We start from the raw sequence: 9,376 nt of genomic DNA on the forward strand, positions 1-9,376 counted from the left end.
GGGATGCTGGTGAACGGAGGCTTTCTACTGGCTTGGATGACCCAAGGCCTCTACGGGGGATCGATGGCGGGAACCTCAACCGCGGGCGCGATGGTGGCCGGGATGGACGCCGCTGTACTGGTCGTCGGACTCAGCTTCCTGGTCCTTAGTCTGCTTTGCATGATCGGAACGTGTCGTCGGCACGATGTCTTCCCATGATGTGCGCGCCCGCGACGAAGCACGCTCAGCCCTTCGGGGCTCGGTTCACTCAGGAGTGGCTGCATGAGAAGCATGGAAGGTGTGGTGATGGACTTGGAGGCGGAGCTGCTCGCGCCGGGAACACGGGCTAGCGCGGAGCGACTGGCTGCGCTTGTTGCGGAGGACTTCCTGGAAGTGGGGGCCACTGGCCAGTCCTTTGGCAAGGCTGAGATTCTGGCTCGGCTGCCTCACGAAAGTGGAGTGAGCTTCACCGCCGGTTCCATGCGAGCCCACGCGCTCGCCCCCACGGTGGTACTCGTTACCTACTCAGTCCAGCGGATCCACAAGGGCCGCTCTGCATCGTCAAAACGCAGTTCGCTTTGGGTCAAAGGATCTGATGGGTGGCAGGTGCGCTACCACCAAGGCACCTCTACCGAGTCGTCGCCGTTCGACGGCTGATCCGATCTGGAATTGCTCGGCGCATCGACTCAGTGCGGGCGGGCGCGATACGAAGCGTGCCCTCTACACGAGGCATCACGTGGGGTTGATGGACCGCACCTACTCGTGGGTCGGATGGGGCGCGGAGGACGGTTCGGCGTCGCACCTGCCCTATCGCGTCGCCCCACAAGTTCATGGGTTTACCTACGCTTGTCGGTCTCGCAAGCCGCTCACACGCGTATTCATATACATGAATCACATCACATTTGTGACCGATGTCTTGACCATGTGTGATTCGAATTACACAATGCGCCCCGTTGTCGGGGTATGCGACTGTGCTTTGCCGGACGCATAAAGGTTGATCGACGCACTGCTTTTCGCGACTACAGGCGCCTCGTAGGCCCGGGTCGAAAAGCTGGCATCGCGAACGCGATGGGTGCGGTACCAGGGGAAATTCAAAGTGATGAAGCAGTCTGGCCCGGCGGCAGGTGTCGCCGCGCGCGTATGTGCGGAATTTGAATTACCCCTGCGACACGTTCTGCAATGGCAGGCACCGAAGCGCTCGTCCTGGCGACGACTGGCCTTCCTGGCGCTGTGCTGCCTGACGCCTGCTGCCTGGGGCGCGGACCTGCAGATCAGCAACCTGTCCGATACCGGCTACGACCCGACCCCGGTCGGCGGCCCGGTCGTCTATCACGTGGTGGTGGAGAACGGCGACATCGATACGGTGTCGGATGCCGTTGCGTTGTTCGACCTGCCGGTGGGCGCCACGCCCGCCACGCTGCCCGCGTTCTGTGCAAGCCTCGGCGGTTCGCCTGTGCGGATCCGGTGCGACATCCCGACCTTGACGCAAGCCGCGTCGTCGGCCGCCTTCGACATCCAGATGAACACCGCCGGGATGGCGGCCGGCACCGTCCAGATCCATGGCGCAGTGGGCTTCTCTGGCACGCTGCCCGGCGCCGGTGAATCGCTCAACACGTTGCCGCCCACGCATCCCTTCTATGGCAGCGACAGCGACACCGACAACAACCACCTGAGCCAGGGCACCACCCTGCAGCAGTCCGGTGATCTGCGGCTGACGAAGTCGGCGACGCCGTCGCCCGTCATCGGCGGTGGTGAAGTGACCTATACGCTGCAGGTCTTCAACGATGGCCCTGACGCTTCGGCGGGCTTCAATGTCGTGGATACGCTGCCGGCCGGCGTCAGCCTGGTGGCGGGCAGCTTCGCGGGGCCTGGCTGGACCTTCAACGCGGGCACGATGACGGCGACGCACGCCGGTTCGCTCGCCAGCGGCACCAGCAGCTCCTTCACCTTCCGTGCGAAGGTCAACGTCGGCAGCGGCAACATCACCAACGCTGCGGTGGTCAACGCCGGCGCGATGCCCGATCCGAACGTGGGCAACAACACGGCGGATGTGACCACGCCGGTGACCCCCGGAGCGGACCTGATGATCAGCAAGAGCGCCAATCCAGCGCCGGCGATCGCGGGCGAGCCCATCACCTTCAACATCCAGGTGACTAACTTGGGCCCCAGCGCGGCCACGAATCCGCGCTGGACCGATTCCCTGCCCGCTGGCTTCACCATCACCGGCGGCAACCAGCCCGCGGGCTGGACGTGCACGACGTCGGCAGGCGATACCGTGCGCGGCTGCACGCATGCCGGCGATCTGGCCGTCGGCGCGATCGTCAACTTCACCATCCAGGCGATGGTGCCGTCCAACGGCGCCAACAGCAGCGGCAACGTGACCAACACGGCCACCGTGGCGTCTGACACGGCGGACCCCGTGTCCACGAACAACACCGGCAGCACCACCTTCAGCGTGGTGCCCGACGGCGCCGACCTGGGCCTGGCGAAGAACAAGGCCCCCGCACTGGTCGCGATCTGGCCGGGCACCGGCGACGACAGCGACAGCCGGATGACGTCCACCATCGCCGTGCACAACTACGGCCCGCGCGCGGCCACCGGCAACGTGCGCGTCGTGGACACGCTGGCCGCGGGTGAGGAATACGTCAGCGGCGGCAATGCCGGCGAATGGAGCTGCTCGGTGGCACCGCCCGTCTGGAATTCGGGCGGCCCGACCCAGGTGGTCACCTGCGATCTGGATGCCTCGCGCTATCCGCTGGCGCGGAACCAGGATGCGCCCGACCTGCGCATCATCACGCGTGCGCGCACCGCCGACATCGCCCTGACGAACAACGCCTGCACCGGTGGTTCCGGTGGTTCGCTGGAACCGCTCACCGGCAGCATCGACGAAGACCGCAACACCACCAACGACTGCGCGGGCGATGGCACGCGCACCACCAACGATCGCGTCGACCTGCAGATCGAGAAGTGGACCAACGCGCCCGGCGCGGGCGACAACACCATCGCCGTTGGCACCGACAGCTTCACCTACACGCTGCGCGTGACCAACCTGGCGATCACCGACGCGGTCCCCGCCACCGGCATCGTGGTCAACGACACGCTGCCCGGCTTCGTACCGGCGTCGAACGGTCTGCCCAGTACGGGCATCTCCGTCAATGCACCGGCCGGCTGGACGTGTCCCATCAACGGCGCGTCGATCGTCTGCCGGTCGAACACTGCCGGACTGAATCCGGGTGCGTTCGCCGATATCGTCATCACCGTCTCGCGGCCGCTGTTCGACAGCGTCGGCCAGAGCCCGGGCAGCTGCGGCGCGGGTGCGCCGGCGTCGGGCGCGTTCTGCAACACCGCCGGCGTGGCGGTGGATCCGGCCGTCGCGGATTCGGTGGGCGAGGTCAATGGCGCCAACAATCAGGCCAGCGACTGGGTGCGCATCGAGCGCGAAGCGAACATCCGCACGACCGCCAAGAACATCACCACCGGCAACGTCGGCCGCGCCGGCGTGAACAGCCAGTACGTGATGTCGTATCTCAACGAAGGCACCGCGGCCGTGCCCGGCGTGGTCTTCCGCGACACCTTCACGATTCCGGCCAACGACGCCGGGTTCGTGCTGGTCTCGGCGACGCGGACGCCCGGCACCGTGGCGTGCACCGCGACGGCGGCGGGCGGCCTGACCGCCACCAACACGGCCGGTGGCATGTCGTATGCCAACCCGACCGGTGCGCCGCTGCAACTGGCGATCGACTGCCCTGCGCTGAACATGGCGCACCGGCAGAGCGAAGACATGCGGGTGACCATCCGCCCGAACGTCAATAGCGGCAACAACCCGACCGGTCGCCAGTTCGACAACACCGCAGCCTTCAACATCACCGGCGGCGCGACCGGTAGCGATGCCAACGGCGCCTTCAACTACAACACCGATACCTCGGTGGGGGACGACCAGAAGACCGCGTCGCTGACCTTCCAGCAGGGCGTGGCGGACCTGATCGTCAACAAGACCGACCTCGGATTCACCGGCGGCGTCGATCCGCTGGGCTACGACGCCCTGAATCCCGCCAACAACCTGATCACGTACCGCATCTCGGTGCGGAACGTGGGCCCGTCGGTCGCGACAAATGTCCGAATCCAGGACACCTACCGCGTGCCCAACGGGCGCCAGGTGCGCTTCATGGGCATCGCGCCGGGTCCGATCGGCGGTCCGTCTTCCGGCTTCAGCGCCGCGGGCTGTACGGTCACCTCGGCCAACCCCTTCACCGGCACCGGCACGACGCCGGGCGACACGGGATTGAGCATCGAATGCGACGTGCCCGGCGCGGGCTTCGGTGCCAGCGACACCGCCGGCATCCTCGGTGTGAATGAGACCAGCTACATCTATGTGCAGTACCGCTACGAAACGCCGCCCGGCGCGAGCGGCGATACCGCGCGCAACTACGTCACCGTGGCCGGCGCCGAACTCGATCTCAACACGGCCGACAACAGCGTCGACGAGCAGACCTCGATCCGTGCGCGCGCCGACGTAGGCGTGACCAAGCATGTGTTCACCGACCTCCCGAACAGTGATCCCGATGTCGCGTTGCCGGCATCGCCGGCGACCACGGTCGCGTTGCGCCAGCCGTTCTACTGGGTGATCGAAGGCGCGAACAACGGTCCCGGCGCCAGCCTGTCCCGCGACCGCAGCGGCACCAGTCCGTTGAACGGCACCGGTACCGTGATCACCGATACCTTGCCTGCGGGCCTGGAAATCCTCGGCAGTGCGACGTGGCAGAAGAAGGGACCCTTGCCGGGCGGCGATGAGCAGCCCAACGGTACGGGCCAATGCACGGCCGCAGGCCTGGCACTGACCTGCCGCCTCGGCGACATGACGGTGACCGGCAAGGTGCGCGTGATCATTCCCGTGCGCTGGACGACGTATCCGGGTGCCACGGCGCAGATCAACACCACCAGCATCACTACCGAACAGGTGGACCCCAATACCGGCAACAACACGAGCACGGAAGACATCCTCGTCACCCGTTCGTCGCTGGCGGGCGTGGTGTTCCAGGATCGCAATCGCGCGGGCGCCAACGGCGGCACGCACCAGGGCACCGCGACCGAGCCCGGCATCGGCGGCGTGACCATCACCCTGACCGGTACCGACGCCTACGGCAACGTAGTCAACCGCACCACGACCACCGACGCCAACGGCGCTTACAGCTTCGCCAACCTGTCGCCGGCCGACGCGACCGGCTACACGCTGACGCAGACGCAGCCTGCGGGCTACGTCAACGGTCCGATCGATCCGCCGGCCGCCGGCGGCAGCGCGCCATCGCTGGGCGGAACCTACGCGGCAGGCGCACCGAACTCGACGATCAGCACGATCGCCGTCGGCGCGAACCAGGCCGGCGTGCGCTACAACTTCCCGGAAGTCCGCCGTCCTACGCTGTCCGGCTTCGTCTACGTCGATGGCAACTTCAACAACGTGCGCGACGGCGGCGATGGCGCCATCGCCAACGCCACGGTCGAACTGCTCAACGCAGCGACCGGCGTGGTCATCACCACCACGCAGACCAACGCGAGCGGCGCGTACAGCTTCCCCAACCTGGATCCGCTGGTCGTCTACACGCTGCGCGAAGTCCTGCCGGCGGGGACCTACCAGAACCGTCCGACCGCGGTGAACGCCGGCCTGATCGGCGGCGCCGCGTGCGCCACCGGCTGTACGCCGGGTACGGGCGTGGCCGGCGATGCCGCCACCACCGACCGCATCAGCACCATCGATCTCGGCGCGGGCACCGACGGCACGGTGTTCAACTTCGGCGAAGACGCCGTGGCCGGCATCAGCGGCAGCGTCTACGTCGATCGCAACGGCAACGGCGACTTCGATGCGGGCGACGCCGGCACGACGAACTCGCGTCCGAACGGCGGCCTGCAGGGCGTGACCGTCACGCTGACCGGCGCGGGCGCCGACGGCATCTTCGGCAACGGCGACGATCCGGCACCGGTGGTGCTGCAGACCGATGCCACCGGTGCCTATCAGTTCACCGGCCTGGTGGTCGGGCAGAACTACCGCGTCACCGAGACGCAGCCGGACGGCTACGGCAACGGCACCGAGCACCCGACCAACGTCATCGACGTCACCGCACTGCCGCCGACGGGCGTGTCCGGCCGCGATTTCGGCGAAACATTGGGTTCGCTGGCGGGCGCGGTGTTCGAGGATTTCTCGACCACGGCGGCCAACAACGACAACGGCAGCTTCGACGGTGGCGAGAATCTGATCTACAACGCGACGCTCACGCTGACCGGCACCGACCTGCTGGGCAACCCGATCAACGTCAGTGTGCAGACGAATGCGAGCGGCGCCTACGTGTTCCGCGATCTGTTGCCGCCGCAGGCCGGCACCACCTACACGATCACGGAAACGCAACCCCCCGGCTACATCGATGGCCGGCACACGCCGGGCAATGCGGCCACGCCGGGCACGGCGACCACCGCGAACGTCATCGACGGCATCGCGATCAACGCGGGCCAGGCGGCCACCGGCTACCTGTTCGGCGAACTCGCCAACGCCATCATCAGTGGCACGGTCTACCTGGACCGCGACGATGACGGCAACCAGGATGCGGGTGAACCGGGTCTTCCTGGCGTGACCGTGGTGATCGAAGGCGCAGGTCCCGACGGGCTGTTCGGCACGCCGGACGACCTGCCGCCGGTCACGCTGACGACCGATGCGAACGGCGGCTACAGCTATGGCGGTGCGATCACCGGGCAGAACTACCGCATCGTCGAAACGCAGCCCACCGGCCTGGCGAACGGCCAGGAAAACCCGACCAACACTATCACCGTCACCAACCTGCCGGCGAGCGGTTCCAGCGGCAACGACTTCGGCGAACGCGCCGCGGCGCTGTCGGGCAGCGTGTGGCTGGATGCCGACAACGACGGCGTGCGCGATGCGGGCGAGAACGGTATCGCCGGCGTCAGCGTCTCGCTGCCGGCCGGTACCGTGGATGCGCTGGGCAATGCGGTGACCGCCATCGTCACCGACGCCAACGGCAATTACCGCTTCGATGACCTGCTGGCGGGCACCTACACCGTCAGCGAACAGGCGGCCCAGCCCGTGGTCGGCGGCTTGACCACGATCAACGGCACCACCGTGGCCGGTACCGTCGGCGGCAGCGCCAGCGGCACCGCCACGCCGGTCGCGACCGTGCCCAGCGCGGTGACAGGCATCGTGCTGCCCGCAGGTGGCGCATCGATCAACAACAACTTCGGCGAAACGCTCGGCGTGGCACTGTCGGGCCGCGTGTTCTTCGACGCGAACAACGACGGCCTGCAATCCGGCGCCGCCGAAACGGGCATCGATGGCGTGACCATCACGCTGACCGGCACCGACGACACCGGCGCGAGCGTCTCGCTCACCATCACCACCGACGCCAACGGCGACTATGCGTTCGAAGGACTGCGTCCGGGCACCTACACGGTGACCGAACCGACGCAGCCGACCGGTACCAGCAACGGCCAGACCGTCGCCGGCACGATCGGCGGCACGCCGTCCGGCACTGCCACCCCGATCACCACGGTGCCCAGCGCGATCAACGCGATCGACCTGAACACGCCCGGCGCGAGCTCGATCGGCAACAACTTCGGCGAGATCCCGCTCAACAGTTCGATCGGCGGCCGCGTGTGGCGCGACACCGACAACGATGGCGTTGTCGATCCGTCGGAAGAGGGCATCGGCAACGTCGTCGTGCGCCTGACCGGCACCGATCTGGCCGGCAACACCATCACGCGCGAAGTGACCACGCAGCCCGACGGCACCTACGCTTTCACCGAGCTGCCGCCGGGCACGTACACCATCACCGAGCCCGAGCAGCCCGCGGGCACGCTCAACGGCATCACCAACGCCGGCACCGGTGGTGGCACCGCGACGCTGCCGACTTCCACCCCGTCCGTCATCAGCGACATCACGTTGGGCGTGGGCGAGGACGTCACCGGCAACGACTTCGGCGAAGTGCCGGCCGGCGCGATCAGCGGCCGCGTCTACAACGACGGCAACAACAACGGCGCCATCGACACGGGCGAGGGTGGCTACACGAACGTGCAGGTGGTGCTGACCGGCACCGACGACCTGGGCCAGGCGGTCAACGTCACCGTCACCACCGATGCCGATGGCCGTTACCGCTTCGACGACCTGCGCCCGGGCACGTACACCGTGACCGAACCGACGCAGCCGCCGGAAACGCTCAACGGCATCACCCGCGCCGGCACCATCGACGGCACGGCCGTCGGCACCGCGACGCCGGTGACGACCACGCCGTCGGCGATCAGCGGCATCGTGCTGCCACCGGGTGGCGAGTCGATCGACAACAACTTCGGCGAGATCGGCGACTCCCCCGACCTGGTGGTCAGCAAGACCGCCACGCCGGCGATCTTCACTGTCAACAACACCGCGACCTACACGCTGCGCGTGCGCAACATCGGGCAGCAGCCCAGCGCGGGCGAGTACGTGGTGGAAGACCGCCTGCCGGCGGGCCTGACGCTGGCGGCGACGCCGGTGGGCACGGGCTGGACCTGCACGGGCGCGCTTGGCGACAACCGCTTCCGCTGCGCGAGCAGCACGGTGATCGGGGCTGGCGTGACCTCGGCCGACACGATCATCGCGTCGGTGCGCGTCGCCGCGACGGCCGCGACCGGTACGCCGGTGAACAACGCGGTGATCGTCGAGGGCGGTGGCGAGAACGAGTTCCGCACGCCGACCCCGGACGAGCGCGCCGACTTCGAAGGCAACCCCGGCGACCTGCCGGTGTGCGATCCGGCGATCACGCAGAACGCCTGCCGCTTGCCCACGCCGGTGCAGTTGTCGGCATCCGTCTCGGGCACGGTGTGGTTCGACCAGGGCAGCGATTTCGGCCGCATCGACGGCGGCGACCGCCGCCTGTCCGGGTGGGTCGTCGAAGTCGTCAACGGCAGCGGCCAGGTCGTCGGCACGACGACCACCGGCGCCGACGGCTCGTACTCGATCGCCGACCAGGTGCCGGGCATCCCGCTGAGCATCCGCTTCCGTGATCCGGCGACGGGCGTGGTGTGGGGCCTGCCGGTGAGCGGCGAAACGGTCGCTGGTCCGCCGGCGCCGTGCGATGCCGCCACCGCGATCGCCAATGGCACCGCGAGCTCGTGCCGCAGCAGCGATGGCGGAAGCACGCACCTGTCGGTGGTGCTGGCGCCGGGCGCGAACCTGCCACAGCAGAGCCTGCCGCTGAATCCGGGCGGCGTGGTCTACGACGCGACGACGCGTACGCCGGTTCCGGGTTCGCGCGTCACCCTGACGCCGATCGGCACCTGCGCGGGCTACTCGCCCGAGCAGCACGTGTTGAACGCCGCGCTGGGCGGTTACACCGTGCAGGGCACGTCGGTATCGATGACGGTC

General features: G+C 67.9%; 2 protein-coding genes. Both read left to right on the forward strand.

Annotation, left to right across the window (positions count from 1 at the left end; translation table 11 throughout):
* Positions 1-261 precede the first annotated feature (261 nt).
* Positions 262-636 (forward strand): DUF4440 domain-containing protein, encoded by a 375-nt coding sequence (locus ACSION_RS18620; RefSeq protein ID WP_435307254.1) that lies wholly within the window; start codon positions 262-264, stop codon positions 634-636.
* A gap of 442 nt (positions 637-1,078) precedes the next feature.
* Positions 1,079-9,376: SdrD B-like domain-containing protein (locus ACSION_RS18625; protein WP_435307255.1), on the forward strand; the 8,298-nt coding region annotated here is incomplete at its 3' end.

This window comes from Pseudoxanthomonas sp. LjRoot125 (genome assembly GCF_964252705.1).
Lineage (GTDB): Bacteria > Pseudomonadota > Gammaproteobacteria > Xanthomonadales > Xanthomonadaceae > Pseudoxanthomonas_A.